The organism is Pseudoxanthomonas helianthi (assembly GCF_017939625.1).
GTDB classification, from domain to species: domain Bacteria; phylum Pseudomonadota; class Gammaproteobacteria; order Xanthomonadales; family Xanthomonadaceae; genus Pseudoxanthomonas_A; species Pseudoxanthomonas_A helianthi.
This window is the reverse complement of sequence record NZ_JAGKTC010000002.1, coordinates 69,864-91,174: the sequence shown is the minus strand read 5'-3', so window position 1 is coordinate 91,174 and position 21,311 is coordinate 69,864. Positions and strand designations below refer to the sequence as shown.

The following is a 21,311-nucleotide window of genomic DNA, read 5'->3' as shown; positions in this document are numbered from 1 at the left end:
CATCCGCGGTTCAGCGGGATCGTGTACAGTCGAAACGGTCCACGCGGAGGCCTGCCATGCACCAAGCCCGCCGTCACGCCCACGAACACGCGTTGACCCGCACCCGCGAACGCCGCCACCGCCTCGCCCACGAGGCCGCGCGACTGATGGCCGAGGGCGGCATCCGCGACTTCCACCAGGCCAAGCTGAAGGCCGCCAGCCGGCTGGGCATCTTCGACGACGCTTCGTTGCCGCGGAACCGCGAGATCGAAGACGCGCTGCGCGAATACCAGCGCCTGTTCGCCGGTCCCGGCCATGCGCAGGCGCTGCGCACGCGCCGCGAGGCCGCGCTGCGCGCGCTGGATTTCTTCCGCGATTTTTCGCCGCGCCTGGTCGGCCCGGTGCTGGACGGCACCGCCGATGCCGGTGCCGCAGTGATGTTGCACCTCCACGTAGACGATCCCGACGCGGTCACGCGCTTCCTGGAGGAAAACGGCATTCCCGCCGAATCGCGCGTGCGCCGGCTGCGCATGGATCGCGAACGCAATCTCGACGCGCCGGTCTGGGTGTTCGGCGCGGAAGGCCTGACCTTCGACGCCACCGTGCTGCCGCTGGACGCGCTGCGCCAGGCGCCGCTGTCGTCGGTGGACGAGAAGCCGATGCGCCGCGCCTCCATCGCGCAATTGCGGCAGTTGCTTGCGGAAGACGAGATCGCCGGCTACGAAACCGGTTCTCCCGAGTAGGCGCTGCGCCCGGCGGCCGCCCTGGTTGGCGGGTTCCTCGTGTCCGGCCGCCGCCCGGTCCGACGTTGATTCTCCGAACGGGTCGGACCCAGCGAACACGCGCGGACATGAGCGAGAGCACCGAGGGACTGCTTAACGAGGGCCATCGCACGCGCCTGCTGCGCCTGGCCCTGGATGCGATGGAACTGCCCGTTATCGCCATGCTGGCCCGCCCGCTGTACCTGCGCCTTTTCCGTCGGCCCGCGCGCGTCGACAACCTGTACTACGGAATCTACGGCAGCCACGACGAAGCGCGACGGGCTGCGGAGGCGCTGTCCACCGCGCGCCTGCCGGCCACCTACGACCTCGCCGAGGCGGCGCGGAAATACCGTGCGCAACTGCAACAGGTGCGCAGCTGCGATTACGCGGCGATGTTCTGGCTCGAGCGCGCGCTGGCCGGGGGAGCACGCAAGGTCTTCGACCTGGGCGGACACATCGGCCTGGCCTACTACGGCTTCGGTCGTTACCTCGACCTGCCGCGCGGCACGGACTGGTGCGTGCACGACGTGCCGCAGGTGATGCAGGCAGGACGCGATTGGGCCCGCGACCACGACCTCCGCGGCGCCCTGCATTTCGCCGGCGATCCGGCGCAGGCCGACGGTTGCGACCTGCTGATCAGCAGCGGCGCCCTGCAATACCTCGACTACAGCCTGCCGCAGCTGCTGCAGCGCCTGCGGCGACCGCCGCGCCACGTGCTGTTCAACCTGACGCCGCTGCATCCCACCCGCGGCTATTTCACCCTGCAGAATCTGCGCATCGCGATATGCCCCTATCGCGTCGAAGGAATCCCGCAGTTGCTGGCCGCCATGCGCGATCTGGGCTATACCGAGCGCGATCGTTGGTCCCTGCACGAGCGGCAATTGCACGTACCCTTCCATCCGGGCTATGGAATCGACCGTTATTACGGTTTCTATTTCACCCGCGAATCCGACGGCTCGGGCGAATGAAAAACGCCGCGCGATGCGCGGCATTCCCGGAGGCGCCGGGAATCGACGCGCGCTAGCCCTTCGTCCGCCGCATCTCGCTGGACACCTTGTAGCGGCCGTAGCGCAGCAGGTCCCGGGTAAAGCCCTCGAGCGCCGCGTCGTCTTCGCAGGCCAGGGTGAGGAAGTAGCAGCCTTCGCCCACCACCTTGCTTGCGCTCTCCACTTCTTCGCGCGCCTGCAGGAACGATTCGAATTCGTCGAAGCGGTTGGTGTCCATGAACACGGTGACGAAATGGCGGCGCAGGTCGCCGCGCAGCACGGTGAAGCGGCGGATCGTGCCGGCGTCCACCATCTGCTGCACGCGCGTGGCCACCGCCTGGCCGGACAGGTGCACCTGTCGCCCGAGTTCCTGCCAGGTGAGGCGCGCATCGCGCGCCAGGTGCGCCAGGATGGCGCGGCCGATCTTGTCCATCGTCATCTTCTTTCAGGGTTCAAGCGGAACGGCGCGAAATCTTGCGGATCGCAATGTCGCGGCCGCGGGTGCCTCACTAGGATAGTCCGCAACCCAAGACACCGAGACAACCATGACCGCCGCACTGCTCGTCATCGACGTCCAGAACGATTACTTCCCCGATGGCGCGTTCCCACTCTGGAACACCGCCGCCACCCTCGACGCCACCGTGGCTGCCATCGGGCGCGCGCGCCAACGCGGCGAACCGGTCGTACTGGTCCAGCACCTGGCCGCCACGTCCGACAGTCCGTTGCTGAAGGCGGGCACGCCGGGTGCGGAGATCCATCCGCGCATCCTCGCCGCGGCGCCGGACGCACCGGTGGTGGTCAAGCGATTCGCCGACAGCTTCCACCAGACCGGGCTCGGCGAAGTGCTGGCCGGCCGTGGCGTGGACCACCTGCGCATCGCCGGCATGATGACCCAGAACTGCATCGCCCATACCGCGCTTTCGCGCGGAGCCGACCCCTATCGGGTCAGCGTGCTGAGCGATTGCACGACGACCGTCGACCCGGCCATCCATCGCTTCGCGCTGAATGCGTTGTCCACGCGCGTGGCGCTGGTGGCCGATGCCGAAGCCGCCTGAGAGGCCGGCAGGAACGAAGAAGGCCCCTCGCGGAGCCTTTTTCGTTCTTGCGGTTCGCGGATGCGGCGATCAGCGCCCGCCGATGTCCTTGTAGTCGCGCACGTCGTAGCCGGTATAGATCTGGCGCGGACGGCCGATCTTGGCTTCCGGGTCGACCTGCTGTTCCAGCCAGTGCGAGACCCAGCCGGCGGTGCGGCCAATGGCGAACATCACCGTGAACATCTCGGTCGGGATCTTCAGCGCCTTGTAGATGATGCCGCTGTAGAAGTCGACGTTCGGGTACAGCTTGCGCTGGATGAAGTAGTCGTCCTTCAGTGCGGCCTCTTCCAGCTTCATCGCCACTTCCAGCAGCGGATCGTTGACGCCCAGCTCGCCCAGTACCTTGTGGGTCATTTCGCGGATGATCTTGGCGCGCGGGTCGAAGTTCTTGTACACGCGGTGGCCGAAGCCCATCAGGCGGAAACCCGATTCCTTGTCCTTGGCCTTGGCCACGGCGCTCTCGACCTTGTCCGGGGTACCGATCTCTTCCAGCATCTTCAGCACCGCCTCGTTGGCGCCGCCATGCGCGGGGCCCCACAGCGCGGTGATGCCGGCAGCGACCGAGGCGTACGGATTGGCACCGGTCGAGCCGACCATGCGCACGGTGCTGGTGGACGCGTTCTGCTCGTGGTCGGCGTGCAGGATGAACAGCAGGTCCAGCGCCTTGGCCACCACCGGGTTGAGGTCCAGCGGCTCGCTCGGCACTTCGAACATCATGTGCAGGAAGCGATTGACGTACTCGAGGTTGTTGCGCGGATAGCGGATCGGCCAGCCGATCGAATAGCGGTATGCGGCAGCGGCCAGGGTCGGCATCTTCGCCAGCAGGCGGATCGCGGCGAGGCGGCGCTGTTCCGGATCCTCGAGGTCCAGCGTGTCGTGGTAGAACGCCGAAAGCGAAGCGACCGTGCCGGCCAGCATGGCCATCGGGTGCGCGTCGTAGTGGAAGCCGCCGAGGAAGTTCTTCAGCGACTCGTGCATCATCGTGTGGTGGGTGACCTCGTCCTCGAACTTGGTGAACTCCGCCGCGGTCGGCAGTTCGCCGTTCATCAGCAGGTAGGCCACTTCGAGGAAGCTGGACTTCGCCGCGAGCTGCTCGATCGGGTAGCCGCGGTACAGCAGCACGCCCTTGTCGCCGTCGATGTAGGTGATCGCCGACTTGCAGCTGGCGGTGGCGGTGAAGCCGGAGTCGTAGGTGAAAAGCCCGGTTTCCTTGGTCAGCTTGGCGATGTCGATGCAATCGTTGCCCAGCGTCGGTTTCAGAACCGGCAGGTCGACGCTCTTGTCGCCTGCATTCAACGTGACATGGTCGAGTTCGGACACAACATGCTCCTTCGTAAGTATGTCCCGGGGGAGGGAATGGCTTGCGCCATCGGTCCGCGTCGCGAACCGCGAGGAACGCGAATTATCGCATAGCGACCTTGAGCCGTCGCTCGAAACGCGACCAAAGTCGGACCAGCCGGGCGGCACGGAGGCGTGCCCGCGAGGCGGAACCCGGAAACGCGAACGGCCGCGCAAGCGCGGCCGTCGGGCACCACGTGGAAGCGGCGATTACTGCTTCTGGTAGCGCTTCTGGAACTTGTCGATGCGGCCGCCGGTGTCCACGACCTTGTGCTTGCCGGTGTAGAACGGGTGCGAAGCCGAGGAAATTTCGACCTTGACCAGCGGGTACTCCTGGCCGTCTTCCCACTTGACCGTTTCCTTGGTGGGAATGGTCGACTTGGTCAGGATCTTGAAGTCGGAGGTGACGTCGTGGAAAACCACGGCGCGGTAGTTCGGATGGATGTCGGCCTTCATGGCGGCACCTTTTGCGGTAGTTGAGGAAGCAAACTGCCGGCCGAGTCGGCTCGAATCCGGGCAGAGCGAGCCGGGCATTTTACCCGCTCCGGCAGTCTCGCCGCAAGCCCGCCCTACCCCGCCGCCAGCGCCGCCTCGACCAGCGCCTCGAACCGGGCCTGGTCGTAGCCCAGCAGGATCCGGGCGTTGTCCGGCCGACCGGTCTGCCGGTTCCAGTCGGTGACGGTGGCGCCGCGGGTCAGGGCGCCGGCCAGTTCGACCTGCACGGGGCGCTCGGCCAGCCGGGTCGCGCCGTCCGGCTGCAGGGCAAAGGCCATCGCCAGCGCGTCGGCGCTATGCCACAGCTCGCCGCGGCGGTCGGCCGACCACTTGCGGGTCTGCAGCGAGATGCGGTCATAGAAACGGGCGCGCGGCGATGCGGCCTGCAGCCAGCGTTCGGCCTTCTGGTGGTGGAAGCCGTGGGCGATGGTCGCTTCCCAATCGGCCAGGTCGAAATGCGGGAAGGCCTCGAACACCACGTGCGCCGCCTCCGGGTCGAAGGCGACGTTGAATTCGGCGGCCGCGGTGATGTTGCCGTGGGCGCTGACCGCGCCGCCCATGACCACGAAGCGCGCGACGCGCTGCGGCAGGGTCGGATCCAGCTTCAGCGCCAGGGCGATGTTGGTCAGCGGCCCCAGTGCGACCAGCAACAGGCGGCCCGCGTGTTCGTGCGACAGGCGCAGGATCGCCAGCGCCGCATGCTCGCTTTCCGCCTCGCGCGCGGCCGGTTCGAATCCGGAATCGCCGAAGCCATCGCGGCCATGGACGTGCGCCGCGTCCTCGCGCGGCGCCAGCACCAGCGGCGAATCGCAGCCGGCGAACACCGGAATGTCGTCGCGACCGGCAACCTCGCACAGCTTCAGCGCGTTGCGCACGGTGTACTCGAGGCCGACGTTGCCGGCGGCGATGCTCAGGCCGACCACTTCGTGGTCCGCGTCGTTGAATGCCATCAGGATGGCCAGCGCATCATCGACGCCCGGGTCGGTGTCGATCAGCAGGGGGATCTTCTTCGTCACTCGATTTCTCCAGGGATGACAAACGATGTCATCCCGAACGCAGTGAGGGATCCGCTTTCACGGCCTGCGCAAAGCGGATCCCTCGCTTCGCTCGGAACGACAGGCTAGGCCGAAGCATACCTCGCCGCGCCGCCGACCCAGCGGCCGATGATGCGGTCCGCGAGCGCGGGCGACTCGTGCAGCAGCCGTTCGGCCAATTCGCGCACCTGCGGCAGCAATGCGGCATCGCGGGCGAGATCGGCGACGCGGAAGTTCGCCAGGCCGGTCTGGCGGGTGCCGAGCAGTTCGCCGGGGCCGCGCAGTTCCAGGTCCTTCTCGGCAATGACGAAGCCGTCGTTGGTTTCGCGCAACGTGGCGAGCCGTTGCTTGGCCATCTGCGACAGCGGCGGCTGGTACAGCAGCACGCAGGTTGAAGCGGTGGCGCCGCGCCCGACGCGTCCACGCAACTGGTGCAACTGGGCCAGGCCGAGGCGTTCGGCGTTCTCGACGATCATCAGCGAGGCATTGGGCACGTCGACGCCCACCTCTATGACCGTGGTCGCGACCAGCAGGTCGACATCGCCCTGCTTGAACGCGCGCATCGTCGCCTGCTTGTCGCCCGCCTTCATCCGTCCATGCACCAGGGCGATACGCAGTTCGGGCATCGCCGCCGACAGTTGTTCGAACGTGGTCTGCGCGGCCTGGGCGACGACTTCATCGCTGTCGTCGATCAGGGTGCATACCCAGTACGCCTGCCGGCCTTCGGCGCAGGCGGCGCGGATGCGCTCGACCAGCTCCGGCCGCCGTTCGCCGCTCAACGCGATGGTCTGCACCGGCGTGCGTCCGGGCGGGAGCTCGTCGATGGCGGACACGTCCAGGTCGGCGTAGGCGGCCATTGCCAGCGTGCGCGGGATCGGCGTCGCGGTCATCACCAGCTGGTGTGGAACCGCGTCGTCGCTGGCGCCTTTCTCGCGCAGCGCCAGGCGCTGGTGCACGCCGAAGCGATGCTGCTCGTCGACGATGGCGAGGGCCAGGTCGTGGAAGGCCACGCCCTCCTGCATCAACGCGTGGGTGCCAACCACGACCTGCGCCGCGCCGCTGGCGACGTCGGCCAGCACCGTCGCGCGCGCCTTGCCGGTGACCTTGCCGGCCAGCCAGGCGACGCGCACGCCCAGCGGTTCCAGCCATGCGCGCAGGTTGGCGAGGTGCTGCTCGGCCAGCAATTCGGTCGGCGCGGCCAGTGCGGCCTGTTTGCCGGCTTCGACCGCCAGCATCGCGGCCAGCGCCGCGACCACGGTTTTGCCGGAACCGACATCGCCCTGCACTAGCCGCAGCATCGGCGAAGGCTGGGCCAGGTCGTGGCGGACCTGGGCGAACACCCGCTGCTGCGCGCCGGTCAGCTCGAATGGCAGCGCGTCCTGCAACCGCTTCGCCAGCGCACCCTGCCCCTTCAACGCGGGTGCACGATGCCGTTGCAAGGCGATGCGCTGGCGCCGCAGGCTGAGGTGATGGGCGAGCAGTTCTTCCAGCGCCAGCCGACGCTGCGCGGGATGGGTGCCGGCAGCCAGCGCGGCCAGGTCGGCATCGCGCGCGGGCCGATGCATCGCCAGCAGCGCGGTGCGCAGCGAAGGCAGGCCCAGGCCCTGCAGCCATTCGGAGGGCAGCAATTCCAGCGACGCCTCGTCGGGCAATCGGTCCAGCGCCTGCACGATCAGCTTGCGCAGCGTCGCCGGACCGATTCCCTCGATCGCCGGGTAGACCGGGTCGAGCTGCTCGCCGAGTTCGCCGGCATCGCTTTCCTCGAGCACGCGATAGCTGGGGTGGACGATCTCCAACCCATGTTGGCCGGCACGCGGCGTGCCGTAGCAGCGCACGCGCGCGCCGACCCGGAACTGGTTGACCTGCTGCGAGCGGAAATGGAAGAAGCGCAGCACCAGGGTGGCCTGCGAGTCGTCGCCGATGGCCACCCGCAGCATCGGCCGGTAGCGGAAGCCGCGCTCCACCGCTTCCACCGTGCCTTCCACCTGCGCCGCCACGCCGGCTTGCAGCGCGCGGATCGGGGTCAACGTGGTGCGGTCCTCGTAGCGCAGCGGCAGGTGCAGCCACAGGTCCTGCAAGGTCGACAAGCCGCGCGCGGCGAGCTTTTCGAGCACGCGCGGGCCCGCGCCCGTCAGGCGGGCGATGGGTTGGTCGAACGCGGAAACCGCGGAATCTTTCGCTGGGCTTGCTGCTGCCGGCATGGACTAAGCATGCCGGCAGCGCGCGCGCCGCGCCAGTCGGATTTCCCCGCGCCGCGGGGTCAGAACTGGTATTGCACTTCCATGCCGTAGAAACGCGGCTCGCTGATGCCGGCGCCGGTGGTGCCGATCACCGTGGTGCCGTAGGTGTTCAGGCCGTTCACGTAACGGTTGTCGAACACGTTGTTGGCGTAGGCAGCCACGCTCCACTGCGTCGACGGCGAACGCCAGCGCACGTACACATCGGTGCGGTTGCGTTCCTCGCCGATGGTGAAGTTGGCGTAACGCCCGCAATTGCCCTGGCTGGCCGAGCCCGAATTGCAGCGGCCGCGGCCGTTGTAGGAATGGCGCAGCGAGAACAGCAGGTCGCCGTTCGCGGCCAGCGGCACGGTGTAGGCGACGCCGGCGGCGAACGACCAGTTCGCCTCGCCGGTCGGTTCGCCGCTCAGGTCGCGACCGTCCGGGGTGATGAAGTCCTTGTAGGTCGAGTCGATCCACTCGGTGGCGAAGTCGAAGCTTAGCTGGTCGGTGGGATGCCAGCGCGCGCTGAAGTCCAGGCCCCAGGCGGTCAGGTCGCTGGTGCTGACCACGTAGCGCGGGATGCCTTCCGACGTATCCAGGCGGATCGCCTGGCGGTTGTCGTAGACGTAGTAGAACGCCGAGGCTTCGTACTGCATGCGCAAGTCGCGCAGGTCGCGCTTGATGCCGGTCTCGAAGTTCCACACGTCTTCGTTGTCGAACGTGGCGCCGGGCGAGAACGCGTTGTAGCCGCCGGCCTTGTAGCCCTTGGCCAGCGAGGCGAACACCATGGTGTCCTCGGACGGGTGGTAGTCGACGACGAAACGCGGGCTCCAGTCGCTCCACGAATGCTTCGCGCGGTTGGTCACGCCCTTGTTGGCCATCGAGATCGGGTCGCTGAAGGCCAGGTCGAACGCGGCGAGGAAGGCGGCATCGATGTCGATCATCGCGTCTTCGCCGCCCGGCGCGCACAGGCCCAGCATCGAGCAGGGCACCTGCTGCGGCAGCACGCCGTACTGCTCCAGCACCTGCAGTCCCTGGTTCAGCGCGTCGGCGCGATGGTAATCGTTGAACCAGCTGAACTTCTTCTGGTCGCGGGTGTAGCGCAGGCCGAAAGTCACGTTCAACTTGTCGGTGGCGTGCCAGATCACGTCGCCGAACGCCGCGTAGGCGGTGGAATCCACGGTGTTGTCGTAGGACTCGCGCCACGGATTGCCGAACAGTTGCACCGGTATGCCGAATTCGTCCGCGGCACCCTGCAGCAGGCTGAACAATGGCAACCCATACAGGCCCGCGGCGGCGGTATTGATGCTGTCGCTGGTCAGGTCGACCACGCTGGACTGCTTGGCCTTCTCCTGGAACCAGCTGGCGCCGGCGACCCAGTCCAGGGAGCCGGTGTTGCCGCTGAACTTGAATTCCTGGTACCAGGTGGTGTTGTCCTCGATGTTGATCGTGTCGAGGTACAGGTCGCTGCGGTTGGTGCCGTCTTCCTCGGCGCGGTTGTAGGTGTCGAAGTTGCGCCACGCGGTCATCGAGCTGAGGTGGCCCCATTCGAAGGCGTGGTCGAGGATCAGCGTCGCGCCGTCGAACTTGCGGGTTTCGTCGTTGCCGGGCACGTCGGTGTAGGCGGGACGGCCGATCGGATCCTCGTATCCGGCCGGGTCGGCCGGTACCGGCGGCACGCCCGGCGCCGCCGGCAGGTCAACGATGCCGATGGTCGGGTGCGAGCGCTGGTCGAGGTCCTCGTGGTCCCAGCTCAGCAGCATCTGCGTGTTGTCGCTGATGTCCCAGCGGAACGCCGCGCGCGTGGCCCAGTTCTTGCCGTCGTTGAGCGGTTCGCCGGTGGCCGCATCGTCCAGCCAGCCGTCGGTCCGGTTGTACAACGCGTTGATGCGGAAGGCCATGTCTTCGCCGGCCGGCAGGTTGAGCATGCCGTCGAAATACTGCTTGCCGTAGTTGCCCACGCGCACTCGCGCGCGGCCTTCGAGGTGGTCGCTGGGCCGCTTGGTGATGATCGACACGGCGCCGGCGGCGGTGTTGCGGCCGAACAGCGTGCCTTGCGGGCCTTTCAGTACCTCGATGCGTTCCACGTCGAGAAACGGCAACACGGTGCCGCCGCCGCGGCCGGCGTAGACGCCGTCGACGTACACGCCGACGGTCGGGTCGGTACCGATGCCGAAGTCGCCGGTGCTCAGGCCGCGCAGCTTGAAGCCGGCCTGGGTCGGCTGGTCGTCGCTGACCGACAGGCCGGGCACGAAGCTGTCGAGATCGCCGAGGTTTTCCGCCGCGGTCTGCTCCATCACGTCCTCGCCCACCACCTGCAACGCGATGGGCACGTCCTTGAGCTCCTGCTCGCGGCTCTGCGCGGTGACGACGATGCGATCCAGCGTGGTCGCCGCGTCCCCCGTGGCGGGCGCGGACGCCTGTTGCGCCCATGCCGTGCCGCTGGCGCCCAGCGCCATGCAGCCCATCATGGCGCGACGCAGCCCGATCACCAGATTGCGTTGTTTCGTTCTCATCACTCCCTCTCCCAGGTGGTGTACGAAAGCCTGTTTCAATAGAGCGCGTTCAACCGCCGGCGGCGGCAGGAACGTCCGCCTCGGCAGCGCAACTGCCGTGCTGCGCGTCTATCCATTGCCGGATCAGCTCGACGCCTTCGCGATGCACGACCGAGCGCCCCACTTCCGGCATCATCACCGACGGATCGTCGCTGTCCATGCGGAACAGCAGGACCGAACCGTCCGCGCGACCGGGCTGGATGTCGTACAGGCGGTCGCCGGTGCCCTTGCCCGCCGCCACCGGCTGCTTGCAAAAGCCGTTCTGCAGGCGTGTGGCAGGCGATGCGTCCAGATGCAGGCCAGAAGTGATCGCCGGACCGGTCGCGCTGTGGCAGTGGCCGCAGTTGACGTCGAGATAAGCCCGGGCGCGCGCGTCGAGCGGTGCGTTTGGATCGGTGGCATCGACCGCGCGCGGCGCGGACGCGGCATCCGGCGCGCCTTGTAGATAGCCGACCCGTGTCCAGTGGGCCAACTGGTTCTCGCGGCCGGCCGCGTAATCGAGTTCGCGATTCAGGTGCCGCGCCTTCGGCCCGATCGGCAACAGCTTGCGCGAATGGTTGTTGGTGAGGTGGCAACCACCACACTGGTTCTGGTCGGGCACCTGGTAATCCACGGCCTCGCGCGCGCCGTTCGCATCGACCAGTTCCAGCGACACCAGCTCGCCGGTGCGTTTCAGCGTGGCCTCGGTCTGCGCGTCGTTCCACACGTACGGCAGTGCGACCCATCCCTCGGCGCGATGGACCAGCAACCGGGTCTCGATCAACCGGACCTTGCCCAGGTCCAGCGTTTCGCCTTCCATCATCGACAGCGAAGGCGGCGTGCGGGCCACCGATTTGCCGTCCCATTTGCCGTTTTCCGGGAGCGGGTAATAGAACGTCTTGCTGAGGATGGTGCCGACCGGGAAATCGAACGCCGCATTGGCGTCGTAGTGCGCGGCCTGGCCCTTCGGCATCCACACGGTGCGCAGCTTATGCGCGTAGTCGCTGAACAGCGGCGTGTTGAGATCGTAAGGCACCACGCCTTCGTTCAAGCGCAACTTGCCGCCTTCGACGCGCAACAGATGCCAGTCGTCGAGCGAGGCCGGCTGGCCCTCGGCGAAGTAATGCACCGGCTGCGCGCCGCGACAGGCTGCCAACAGCAACGACAGAACCAACAGCAGGACAACGCGGGGCATCGTGCGGCTCAACCCCGCTTCAGGTCGACCGCGGGCAGGCGCGGCAGATCGCATTCGAACGGCTTCATGTCCTTGCTCGGATTCTTGTTGCCGTTGGGTCCGTCGACGTTGACCACGCCACTGACCCCGCGCAGGCACAGCTGCGGGCCTTCCTTGCGCGCCGGATTGACGTAACCATCGAACAGCACGTCCGGCAGGCTGCCGCCGATGCCGTACAGGGCCAGTTTCAGCGCCTTGAAGTCGAGCCGGTCGGGCGAATCGCCGCCGCCGCTGAACTGGTTGTCGTGCACGTAGATGCGTTCCGGGTACGGATCGAATTCCTTCGACATGCTCTGGTCCTTGTATCCGGTGGAATACACGCTGGACAGGATCAGGTTGGCGCTGGCGTTGTCGGCGACCTTGTTGGCGAAGATCTCGATGTCGTCGTTGGAATTGACAACGATGCCCGAGCCGGCCGGCACGCTGGCCACCGGCGTGCCCTTGGCGCCGAAGTTCTCGTGGTTGTTGGCGATGACCTGGTTGTTGAACACGCGGATGTTGCCCCCCTGCTGCGACAGGCCCGGCATGTTGAACACCAGGATGCCGCCGGTGTTGCCGGTGGCCACGTTCTCGTACACGTCGGCGTCGATGGTGTTCTCGATCTCGATGCCGGCCACGTTCTGCTCGGCGCGGCTGCGGCGCACGATCACGCCCCTGGACTGGCCGACGTAGATGCCGGCGTCGGAAGCGCCGATCGCCACCGAATCCTCGATCAGCACGTTCCGGGTCAGCACCGGATACAGGCCGTAGCCGCCGTTCTTGGTGCTCGGCCCGCCGGTCCACTGCACCTTGACCTTGCGGATGGTGATGTTCTGCGACTCGCTGACCTTCAGGCCGTCGCCTTTCGAATCCTCGATGGTCAGGTCTTCGATGGTGAAATCATCGCCGTTGACCAGCAGGCCTTCGGCGCCGGCCTTCTGGCCCTTGAAGCTGAGCACGCTCTTGTCCATGCCCGCGCCACGGATGGTCACGCCGTCCGCGCGCAGGGTCAGGCTGCGATCGAAGGAGAACTTGCCCGCCGGAATCTCGATGACATCGCCCGGCTTGGCGTCCAGCAACTGTTCCTGGAACCTGGCGGCGAAGGCGGCGTCGCCGGCCGGTACCGCCGCCGAGGGGGTTTCGGGTGCCTTCTGCTGGCAAGCCGCGAGCGACAGCGCCAAGGCGCCAGCCACGGCTACGGAAATGGTGCGCTGCATGAAATCCCCTCCATACGCCTGCGAATGATGTCGCGCAGTCTGTGTGCTGGCTCGCGCCACGCGGAGGGCAGGAACGGCATACTACGGGGGGGAAAGCGGACAAGCTGGAGGGGCTTCGATGCAATGGAAAACCGGACTGGGCAGCCGTCTTTCGATTGCCAACCTTCCCACCAACATGCTGTGCAGCCTGGTGCTGCTGGCCGGCGAGTTCGGCGTCAACACCGAGAGCTGGTTCGCGGGCATGCGCTTGAACGTGCAGGAGATCCACGACCCCCAGGCACGCGTCTCCTATCGTCAGGCGTGCGAAGTGATCCGTCGCGCATTGCCGACGCTGCCGATCGAAGGCACCGGCCTTGCCATCGGCGGAACCCAGAACGGAGGCAATTTCGGCGTGCTCGGATTGGCGATGAAGACCGCCCCCACCTTCGGCGACGCCGTGCTGATCGGGCTCGAGTACCAGCGCAACCTCGGGCCGCTGATGGAACTGGAATTGCAGGACCGCGACGACGGCGGCCTTGCCGTGACCGCCACCGCGCCCGAGGAGGCCGCCGACCTGCTGCCCTTCCTATGCGAAGAGATGTTCGCCAGCACATTGATGCTGGCGCGCGAACTGGCCGGCCCGGAATTCCGCCCGTTGCGGCTCGAGCTGGGTTACCCCGCGCCACGCTATGCCGCGCGTTACCACGACCTGTTCGGCTGCGAAGTGCGTTTCGACCAGCCGCAGCATGCGATGGTGGTGGATCGCCGCTGGCTGGCGTTGCCGTTCGCCAGCTACAACCCGGTGACTTCGCAGCAGGCGCTGGCCTTGTGCCAGGCGCAACTGGCGGCGATATCGCCGCGCGGCGAAACCACCGCGGCGGTCGAGCGCCAGTTGCGACCGCGCCTGCGCGAGAACCCGCAAATGACCGACATCGCGACGGCCCTGCACCTGAGCGAACGCACCTTGCGCCGCCAGCTCGCCGAAGAAGGCACCAGCTTCAGCGCGGTGCACGATCGCGTCCGCACCGAACGCGCGCTGGAACTGCTGCAGGACCCGGCGCTGACCATCGCCTGGATCGGCGGCCAGATCGGCTTCAACGACGTGCGCGAATTCCGTCGCGCCTTCAAGCGCTGGACCGGGCAAGCGCCGAGCGAAGCCCGGCACCATTTCGGCTGACCGCCCAATCACAGTCCAAAGGGCGTCGTCATCCCGGCGCAAGCCGGGACCCAGCCTTTGCTTTCCGCTCGGCAGGCAACCACAGGAGCCGGAGCTGGATCCCGGCTTGCGCCGGGACGACGAGCAAATCTCGAGGCGCCGAGCGGATTCCTGGCGACGCGCTCAGTCCAGGATCATCGTCGCTTCGACTTCGAAGCCCACGCCCTTCGGCAGCGCGGCAACCTGCACGGTCGAACGCGCCGGGAACGGCGCCTTGAAATATTCCTGCATCACTGCGTTGACCGCGGCGAACTCGGACAGGTCGGTCAGGAACAGACCGAGGCGAACGATCTTGTCGAGCGAACCGCCGGCCGCTTCGGCCACCGCCTTGAGGTTGTCGAACGCACGCCGCGCCTGCACCTCGATGCCGCCTTCGACTACGTTGCCGGTGGCAGGGTCGAGCGGGATCTGGCCGGAGAAGTACACGGTGTTGCCGGCGCGCACGGCCTGCGAATACGGACCGATGGCGGCGGGAGCTTTTTCGGTGTTGATGATCTGGCGGGTCATAAGGAAATTCCTGCAGTGGCAGCCGCAATTCTAAACCGAAGCATGCCGTTGCCTTTGCCGTTGGCCCTGCAAGTTCCCTCCGCAGCGGCGGAGCCGGTGGGTAAGCCCCCGCAGGGGGCGGCGCACAGGGATGTGCGCCGTTTCCGGAGCAACAGGATGTTGCTTCCGGAAATTCCCGCCTGCTCTGCGAACCCTTCGCGCGCAGCGCGAAGGGCGAGGCAGGTGTGCTTGACCAGACATTCGTCTGTTGAAAAAGCGCCTCTTTGGTTACTTGACCAGCCCTTCGGGCTGTTGAAAAGCGCCTCTTTGCACAAGCAAAGACAGTGACTCGCGCGTCAGCGCGAAATGCTTTTGCTGCAAAAGCAAGAGCCAAGCCACTGGATTCCCGCCTTCGCGGGGCTTTCAACCGACGTATGTCGGGTCATGACGAGCAAAAAAAGCTACTGCCGACGCACGCCATTCACCACATTCAATCGCCGCAACCGCCGCATCACCTCGGCCAGATGCGTGCGGTCCCGCACCTGGATCTGGAACCGCAATACCGCCGCATTGAAATCGCGCTCCAGGTACTCGACCCGGTCGATGTTCGACTGTCCCTGCGCCATCGCCGCCGCGACCTGCGCCAGCACGCCGGGCCGGTTCTCCACGTCGACCAGCAACGAAGCATCGAAATCGCCCGAGACCTTCGAATCCCAATCGATCGGCACCCAACGCTCCGGCGACTTGCGGAACTCGACCACGTTCGGGCAATCCAGCCGGTGCACCACGATGCCCTTGCCGGCGGTGTGGTAACCCATGATGTCGTCGCCCGGGATCGGCTGGCAGCAATTGGCGAAACTGACCACGCCGCGCTCGCTGCCGGTGATCAGGATCTTCTCCTGCACGTGCCGGTTGTGGCCACCGCCGCGCAGCTCGGCGTACGCGGTCAGCGCCTGCGCCGCCTGCGCCGGCATCCAGTTGCCCAGAGCCACGTCGGCAAGGAACGCCTCCAGGCGCGGGTAGCGGTGCTCGGCGAGGAAGGCCTCCAGGCGCTGCTGCGGCAGGCGTTCCAAAGAACTGTCCAGCTGTTCCAGCGCATTGTCGAGCATGCGATGGCCCAGCTGCACCGCATCCTCGTGCTCCAACTGCTTGAGCTGGTGGCGGATCGCCGTGCGTGCCTTGCTGGTGACGACGAATTCCAGCCACTGCGGCTTTGGCGTCGCGGACTTGGCAGTAATTATTTCCACGGTCTGGCCGCTGGTCAGCTTGGTGCGCAGCGGCACCAGCTTCTTGTCCACGCGCGAAGCGACCGCGTGGTTGCCGATATCGGTGTGCACCGCGTAGGCGAAATCCAGCGCGGTGGCGTTGCGCGGCAGCGACAGGATCTTGCCCTTCGGGGTGAACAGGTAGACCTCGTCGGGGAACAGGTCGACCTTGACGTTGTCGAGGAACTCCAGCGACGAGCCGGCGGCGCGCTGGTTCTCGATCAGCTCGACGATCCACGCGTGCGCGCGGCTCTGCGCGCTGTTCGGCGCTTCGCTGCCGAACTTGTAGCTCCAGTGCGCGGCGACGCCGCGTTCGGCGACCAGATCCATTTCCTCGGTGCGGATCTGCACCTCGATCGGCGAACCGTAGGGACCGAACAACACCGTGTGCAGCGACTGGTAGCCGTTGGCCTTGGGAATGGCGATGAAATCGCGGAAGCGCCCATCCAGCGGCTTGTACACCGCATGCACCGCGCCGAGCGCGTGGTAGCAGGCCGGCACCGACTGCACCACCACGCGGAAGCCGAATACGTCCATCACCCGGTCGAAGCTCTTGTTCTCCCCGCGCATCTTCGTGTAGATGCTCCACGGGGTCTTGATCCGGCTGACCAGGCGATGGGCGATGCCTTCCTTGTGCAGGCGCTGCGACAGGTGCGCCTCGATCTGCGCCATCGCCTCGCGCCGCATCACCGGCTGGCTGCGGATGTGCCGCTCGATGATCGCGTGGCGCAACGGATACATCGCGCGGAAGCTGAGGTCCTGCAGCTCCGACTTGATCAGGTTCATGCCCAGGCGCTGGGCGATGGGCGCGTAGATGTCCAGGGTCTCGCGGGCGATGCGCTTGCGCGCCTCGGCGCTCTGCGCGCCGAGCGTGCGCATGTTGTGCAGGCGATCGGCCAGCTTGATCATGATCACGCGCAGGTCGCGCGACATCGCCAGCAGCATCTTGCGGAAGCTCTCCGCCGCCGCTTCCTGGCGATCGCGGAACTTCAGCTTGTCCAGCTTGGTGACGCCGTCGACCAGTTCGGCCACCGCTTCGCCGAACTCGGCGGCGATCTCCTCGCGGCCCAGCGGTGTGTCCTCGATGGTGTCGTGCAGGATCGCCGCGATCAGCGTTTCCGCATCCAGGCCCATGTCGGCCAGTACCCCGGCCACCGCGACCGGATGGGTGATGTAGGGCTCGCCGGACTTGCGCATCTGCCCTTCGTGCGCGGCCGCGCCGACCTCCCACGCACGGCGCAGCAGCGGCAGCTGTTCCTTGGGCAGATAGGAAGCGGCCTGCAACAGCTTGCGCACGTAATCCGGCGTGTCGTCGCCGTTGGACGGCTCGACGGCGGCTTTTGCCTTGGCTTTGGCGGTACGCGCGGGACTCATGCCGGAAGCCTATGCCAGCGGCGGGAATCCGGCAAATTCGGCCATGTTTTCCGGCGTGGGAGTGGTTACGGCATGCCGTAACCGGTAAGTCGCGAACTTCGAAGCCGCGGGCATGGAGATGCCGGAGTTCCGCTTGATGCGGCGAACGGGCACTTTCCTGGCTTCGGCATTCGCGACTGACGTCGCTCCCACGCCGAATATCGTCGCGAATCGCCGTGAATCGGCGCCGCCATTGGGAGTCCGGAAAAGCAAACGGCCCGCACGAGGCGAGCCGTCCGGGAAACGCTTGCGGGCAGACCGGAACTCAGTCGTCGCCCTTCGACATGTCGTCGTCGGCGACCACTTCGGCCGCGGCCCATTCCAGCGCCTCGCGCTCCTTGCGCTCGCGCTCGGCCTTGTCGACCTGGTCGATCAGGCTGTTGTCGATGCTGCGCGCGGCGATCTCGCGCAGCGCCAGCACGGTCGGCTTGTCGCCGGCTTCGCTGTTGTCGATGGTCGGCTCCACGCCGTTGGCCAGCTGGCGGGCGCGCTTGGCAGCCATCATGACCAGCTCGAAACGGTTGTTGACGACTTCCAGGCAATCTTCGACGGTGATGCGGGCCATGGGGGCTCCCGGCGACCCGGGGGCCGCGCGATCAAAAGAGAAAGGGGCGGCGATTCTATGGGCAATACCGCCGGAACGCAACTCTTTTCTTGCAAATCAACCAGTTACAGGAAGAATTGGCCGATATTTCCGGCGGATTCGCCATAGGTCGGGGTACCGTCCCCGGCCGCAGCCCGGCAAAAAGCACGCACGGGATGTGCCCCGGCCCAAGGTTATTCCGCCAGAAGCGCCGAAATCAGCTTGCCGTGGCGGGCGACCTGGCGGTCGCGACGCAGGCGGCTGGCGGTGAAGATGGCGTGCATCTCGTCGACCGCGCGCTCGAACACGTCGTTGACGATCACGTAGTCGAACTCGCCGTAATGCGACATCTCCTCGCGCGCGGCGGCGAGGCGCTGCTGGATCACCGCCTCGCTGTCCTGCGCGCGCTTGCGCATGCGGTCCTCGAGCGCGGCGCGCGACGGCGGCAGGATGAATACGCTGACCGCGTCCGGCACCTTGGCCCGCACCTGGCGCGCGCCCTGCCAGTCGATTTCCAGCAGCACGTCCTGGCCCGCGCTCAACTGCGGTTCCACCGACTGCCGGGCGGTGCCCTTCCAGTCGTTGTGGACCCGCGCGTGTTCGAAGAAATCGCCGGCGTCGATCATGCGCTGGAATTCCTCCGCGCCGACGAAGTTGTAGTGCTCGGCGTGGCGTTCGCCCGGGCGCGGCTGGCGCGAGGTGAACGAAATCGACAGCGAGATCTGCGGGTCGCGCGCCAGCACCGCGTTGACGATGCTGGACTTTCCGGCACCCGAAGGCGCCGCGACGATGTACAGGGTGCCGCGCATGCTCATCCGTCCGCTTCCCTACTCGATGTTCTGCACTTGTTCGCGCACCTGGTCGATCAGCACCTTCAGCTCGACGGCGAGGTTGGTGGTGCGCACGTCGACCGACTTGGAGCCGAAGGTGTTGGCTTCGCGATTGAATTCCTGCAACAGGAAATCCAGGCGGCGGCCGACCGGCTCGGATTGCCTGAGTACGCGGCGGATTTCCTTGACATGGCTGTCGAGGCGATCGAGCTCCTCGTCCACGTCGAGCTTCTGCAGCCACAGCACCAGTTCCTGCTCCAGCCGGCCGGGGTCGGCGGGTTGCGACAGGTCGGCGAGGCGCGTCTCCAGCTTCTGCCGCTGGCCGGCGCGGATCTGCGGCATCAGTTCGCGCGCTTCGGCCGCGCGCGCGGCGATGGCGTCGACGCGATCGTTGATCACCGCGGCCAGCTTGGCGCCTTCGCGTTCGCGCGCGGCGACGAACTGGTCGAGCAGCGCGTCGAGCAGGGCCAACGCCTCGGCCTGCAGCACGTCCGCGTCGAAGGCCTTGTTCTGCAGCACGCCGGGGAACTGCAGCAACGCGCCGAGTTCGGTGTGCAGGCCCGGGAAGCGCGCGCCGAAGTCCAGCGCCAGCTCCGACAACTGGGCGACGACGCGCGGGTTGGGCTTCAGTTCGCCGTCGCTTTCGCCGGCGCGCAGGCGCAGGGCGAAGTCGAGCTTGCCGCGGCCGATGCGCGAGGCGATGCGTTCGCGCAGCGCGGGTTCCAGCGCGCGCAGTTCCTCGGGCAGGCGCAGGCCCAGTTCGAGGAAACGATGGTTGACCGCGCGCAGTTCGGCCACCAGTGCGCCGCCTTCGAAGGCGCGCTCCAGCGTGGCGAAGGCGGTCATGCTGCGGATCATGGCAACGGCCGGTGCGAATGGACGCGAATGGTAACCTATGCTGCCCTTTCCACGGATTTCGCCATGAGTACGTCTCCGTCTGGAGCACTCCGCCCCAGCGGCCGCGCGCCCGACCAGTTGCGCCCGGTTTCGATCCAGCGCGGCTTCACCAGGCACGCCGAAGGCTCGGTGCTGGTCAGTTTCGGCGAGACCCGCGTGCTGTGCACCGCCAGCGTCGAGAACCGGGTGCCGGGCTTCCTGCGCGGCAAGGGCGAAGGCTGGGTCACCGCCGAATACGGCATGCTGCCGCGCGCCACCCACACCCGCGGCGACCGCGAAGCGGCGAAAGGCAAGCAGGGCGGCCGCACCCTGGAAATCCAGCGCCTGATCGGCCGCTCGCTGCGCGCCTGCGTCGACCGCGCCGCCTTGGGCGAATGCACCATCACCCTGGATTGCGACGTGCTGCAGGCCGACGGCGGCACCCGCACCGCGGCGATCACCGGCGCCTACGTGGCGCTGGTCGACGCGGTGAACGGATTGAAGAAGCAGGGCATGGTCAAGCGCGACCCGATCCTCGGCGCGGTGGCCGCGGTCTCGGTCGGCGTCTATCGTGGCGTGCCGGTGCTGGACCTCGACTATGCCGAGGACAGCGACTGCGATACCGACATGAACCTGGTGATGAACGACGGCGGCGGCTTCATCGAGCTGCAGGGCACGGCCGAAGGCCACGCCTTCCGCCGCGACGAACTCGACGCACTGCTGGCGCTGGGCGAGAAGGGCATCGGCGAACTGTTCGCCGCGCAGCGCGCCGCGCTGGCCGCCGGCTAGGCGACCTATGAAGCGTCACATCGCGCTGGTCACCCTGGTCGTCGACGACTACGACGCCGCGATCGCCCACTACACCGGCGACCTGGGTTTCGAACTGCGCGAGGACAGCGACCGCGGCGGCGGCAAGCGCTGGGTCTGTGTCGCCCCGCGCGGCGCGGAAACCGCATTGCTGCTGGCCCGCGCCGACGGCGACGCGCAACAGGCGCGGATCGGCGACCAGACCGGCGGACGCGTGTCGTTCTTCCTGCATACCGACGACTTCCGTCGCGACTACGCCGCGATGCGCGAACGCGGCGTCGAATTCCTTGAAGCGCCGCGCGAGGAGAGTTACGGCATCGTTGCCGTGTTCCGCGATCGCTACGGCAACAAGTGGGACCTGCTGGAGCCGAAAGCATGAAACTCGTCCTGGCTTCTTCCAACCAGGGCAAGCTGGAGGAGTTGCGCCACCTGCTCGGCGACGCCGGCGTCGAATTGGTCGCGCAGTCCGAACTCGGCGTCACCGACGCGGACGAAACCGCGGTCACCTTCGTCGAAAACGCCTTGCTGAAGGCCCGACACGCCGCCGCGCTGACCGGATTGCCGGCGCTGGCCGACGATTCCGGCCTGTGCGTCGACGCGCTGAACGGCGCCCCCGGCCTGTATTCGGCGCGTTACAGCGGCGTGCATGGCGATGCACAAGCCAACATCGACAAGTTGCTGCACGAGCTGCGTGACGTGCCCGAAGAAGCACGCGGCGCACATTTCTATTGCGTGCTGGTATGGGTGCGCCACGCCGACGACCCGCAACCGCTGATCGCCGAGGGCGAATGGCGCGGGCGCATCGCGTTCGAGCGGCGCGGCGACGGCGGACATGGTTACGATCCGGTGTTCCTCGACGTCGAGCGCGGCCAGACCGCCGCGGAGATGCCGGCGGAGCTGAAGAACCTGCTGAGCCATCGCGGCAAGGCGCTGGTCGAGTTGCGCCGCAGGCTGCTCACGGCCCTGTAGGAGCGCACTTCAGTGCG

The 21,311-nt window shown here is 67.0% G+C and carries 20 protein-coding genes; 7 read left to right on the top strand and 13 right to left on the bottom strand.

All coding sequences use genetic code 11. From position 1 onward, the window contains the following. The first annotated feature begins 56 nt into the window (after positions 1 to 56). Positions 57 to 722 (top strand): hypothetical protein, encoded by a 666-nt coding sequence (locus J5837_RS08130; protein WP_210536280.1) that lies wholly within the window; start codon positions 57 to 59, stop codon positions 720 to 722. Between the two features lie 107 nt (positions 723 to 829). Beyond that, entirely contained in the window at positions 830 to 1,708 is an 879-nt protein-coding gene (locus J5837_RS08125; RefSeq protein ID WP_210536279.1) for a methyltransferase, TIGR04325 family, read from the top strand. A gap of 52 nt (positions 1,709 to 1,760) precedes the next feature. On the opposite strand, the gene J5837_RS08120 is transcribed toward J5837_RS08125, so the two are convergent. Then, entirely contained in the window at positions 1,761 to 2,159 is a 399-nt protein-coding gene (locus J5837_RS08120) for an Lrp/AsnC family transcriptional regulator (RefSeq protein ID WP_210536278.1), read from the bottom strand. A gap of 112 nt (positions 2,160 to 2,271) precedes the next feature. Here J5837_RS08120 and J5837_RS08115 point away from each other — a divergent pair, with 112 nt between their 5' ends. Beyond that, entirely contained in the window at positions 2,272 to 2,781 is a 510-nt protein-coding gene (locus J5837_RS08115; protein ID WP_210536277.1) for a cysteine hydrolase family protein, read from the top strand. A gap of 69 nt (positions 2,782 to 2,850) precedes the next feature. On the opposite strand, the gene J5837_RS08110 is transcribed toward J5837_RS08115, so the two are convergent. The 7 genes from J5837_RS08110 to J5837_RS08080 form a co-directional block, all read right to left on the bottom strand. Beyond that, a complete protein-coding gene (locus tag J5837_RS08110) occupies positions 2,851 to 4,140 on the bottom strand; it encodes a citrate synthase (protein WP_210536276.1) in 1,290 nt (429 codons plus the stop codon). A gap of 228 nt (positions 4,141 to 4,368) precedes the next feature. After that, positions 4,369 to 4,614 carry a type B 50S ribosomal protein L31 gene (locus J5837_RS08105; RefSeq protein WP_210536275.1) on the bottom strand — a complete coding sequence of 82 codons (246 nt, stop codon included), beginning with the start codon at positions 4,612 to 4,614 and terminating at the stop codon, positions 4,369 to 4,371. 113 nt (positions 4,615 to 4,727) lie between these two features. Beyond that, positions 4,728 to 5,669 carry a nucleoside hydrolase gene (locus tag J5837_RS08100; RefSeq protein ID WP_210536274.1) on the bottom strand — a complete coding sequence of 314 codons (942 nt, stop codon included), beginning with the start codon at positions 5,667 to 5,669 and terminating at the stop codon, positions 4,728 to 4,730. A gap of 104 nt (positions 5,670 to 5,773) precedes the next feature. After that, complete coding sequence (recG, locus tag J5837_RS08095) at positions 5,774 to 7,888, bottom strand: ATP-dependent DNA helicase RecG (RefSeq protein ID WP_210536273.1); 2,115 nt, start codon at positions 7,886 to 7,888, stop codon at positions 5,774 to 5,776. 59 nt (positions 7,889 to 7,947) lie between these two features. Beyond that, entirely contained in the window at positions 7,948 to 10,422 is a 2,475-nt protein-coding gene (locus J5837_RS08090) for a TonB-dependent receptor (protein ID WP_210536272.1), read from the bottom strand. Positions 10,423 to 10,471: 49 nt separating this feature from the next. Continuing rightward, positions 10,472 to 11,635, bottom strand: a complete 1,164-nt coding sequence (locus J5837_RS08085) for an SO2930 family diheme c-type cytochrome (protein ID WP_210536271.1) — start codon at positions 11,633 to 11,635, stop codon at positions 10,472 to 10,474. A gap of 8 nt (positions 11,636 to 11,643) precedes the next feature. After that, positions 11,644 to 12,870: a parallel beta-helix domain-containing protein gene (locus J5837_RS08080; RefSeq protein WP_210536270.1), complete on the bottom strand. Its 1,227-nt coding sequence runs from the start codon at positions 12,868 to 12,870 to the stop codon at positions 11,644 to 11,646. A gap of 118 nt (positions 12,871 to 12,988) precedes the next feature. Between J5837_RS08080 and J5837_RS08075 the strand changes: the two genes are divergently transcribed. Then, positions 12,989 to 14,026 (top strand): AraC family transcriptional regulator, encoded by a 1,038-nt coding sequence (locus J5837_RS08075; RefSeq protein WP_210536269.1) that lies wholly within the window; start codon positions 12,989 to 12,991, stop codon positions 14,024 to 14,026. A 162-nt stretch (positions 14,027 to 14,188) separates the two neighbouring features. Here the strand turns inward: J5837_RS08075 and J5837_RS08070 are convergent, their stop codons facing one another. From J5837_RS08070 to J5837_RS08050, 5 genes are all read right to left on the bottom strand, one after another. Then, positions 14,189 to 14,572 (bottom strand): RidA family protein, encoded by a 384-nt coding sequence (locus J5837_RS08070; RefSeq protein WP_210536268.1) that lies wholly within the window; start codon positions 14,570 to 14,572, stop codon positions 14,189 to 14,191. Positions 14,573 to 15,012: 440 nt separating this feature from the next. After that, positions 15,013 to 17,190: a RelA/SpoT family protein gene (locus J5837_RS08065; protein WP_210536267.1), complete on the bottom strand. Its 2,178-nt coding sequence runs from the start codon at positions 17,188 to 17,190 to the stop codon at positions 15,013 to 15,015. A 304-nt stretch (positions 17,191 to 17,494) separates the two neighbouring features. Beyond that, positions 17,495 to 17,794 carry a DNA-directed RNA polymerase subunit omega gene (gene rpoZ / locus J5837_RS08060; RefSeq protein WP_210536266.1) on the bottom strand — a complete coding sequence of 100 codons (300 nt, stop codon included), beginning with the start codon at positions 17,792 to 17,794 and terminating at the stop codon, positions 17,495 to 17,497. A 212-nt stretch (positions 17,795 to 18,006) separates the two neighbouring features. Further along, a complete protein-coding gene (gene gmk, locus J5837_RS08055; protein WP_210536265.1) occupies positions 18,007 to 18,621 on the bottom strand; it encodes a guanylate kinase in 615 nt (204 codons plus the stop codon). 18 nt (positions 18,622 to 18,639) lie between these two features. Beyond that, positions 18,640 to 19,500 (bottom strand): YicC/YloC family endoribonuclease, encoded by an 861-nt coding sequence (locus J5837_RS08050; RefSeq protein ID WP_210536264.1) that lies wholly within the window; start codon positions 19,498 to 19,500, stop codon positions 18,640 to 18,642. A 63-nt stretch (positions 19,501 to 19,563) separates the two neighbouring features. On the opposite strand from J5837_RS08050, the gene rph reads away from it, so the two are divergent. The 3 genes from rph to rdgB are packed head-to-tail and all read left to right on the top strand — an operon-like array spanning position 19,564 to position 21,294. Then, complete coding sequence (gene rph / locus J5837_RS08045) at positions 19,564 to 20,307, top strand: ribonuclease PH (protein ID WP_210536263.1); 744 nt, start codon at positions 19,564 to 19,566, stop codon at positions 20,305 to 20,307. Between the two features lie 7 nt (positions 20,308 to 20,314). Beyond that, positions 20,315 to 20,704 (top strand): VOC family protein, encoded by a 390-nt coding sequence (locus tag J5837_RS08040; RefSeq protein WP_210536262.1) that lies wholly within the window; start codon positions 20,315 to 20,317, stop codon positions 20,702 to 20,704. Further along, positions 20,701 to 21,294: an RdgB/HAM1 family non-canonical purine NTP pyrophosphatase gene (gene rdgB, locus J5837_RS08035; RefSeq protein ID WP_210536261.1), complete on the top strand. Its 594-nt coding sequence runs from the start codon at positions 20,701 to 20,703 to the stop codon at positions 21,292 to 21,294. The genes J5837_RS08040 and rdgB overlap by 4 nt, the downstream gene beginning before the upstream one ends. Positions 21,295 to 21,311 lie beyond the last annotated feature (17 nt).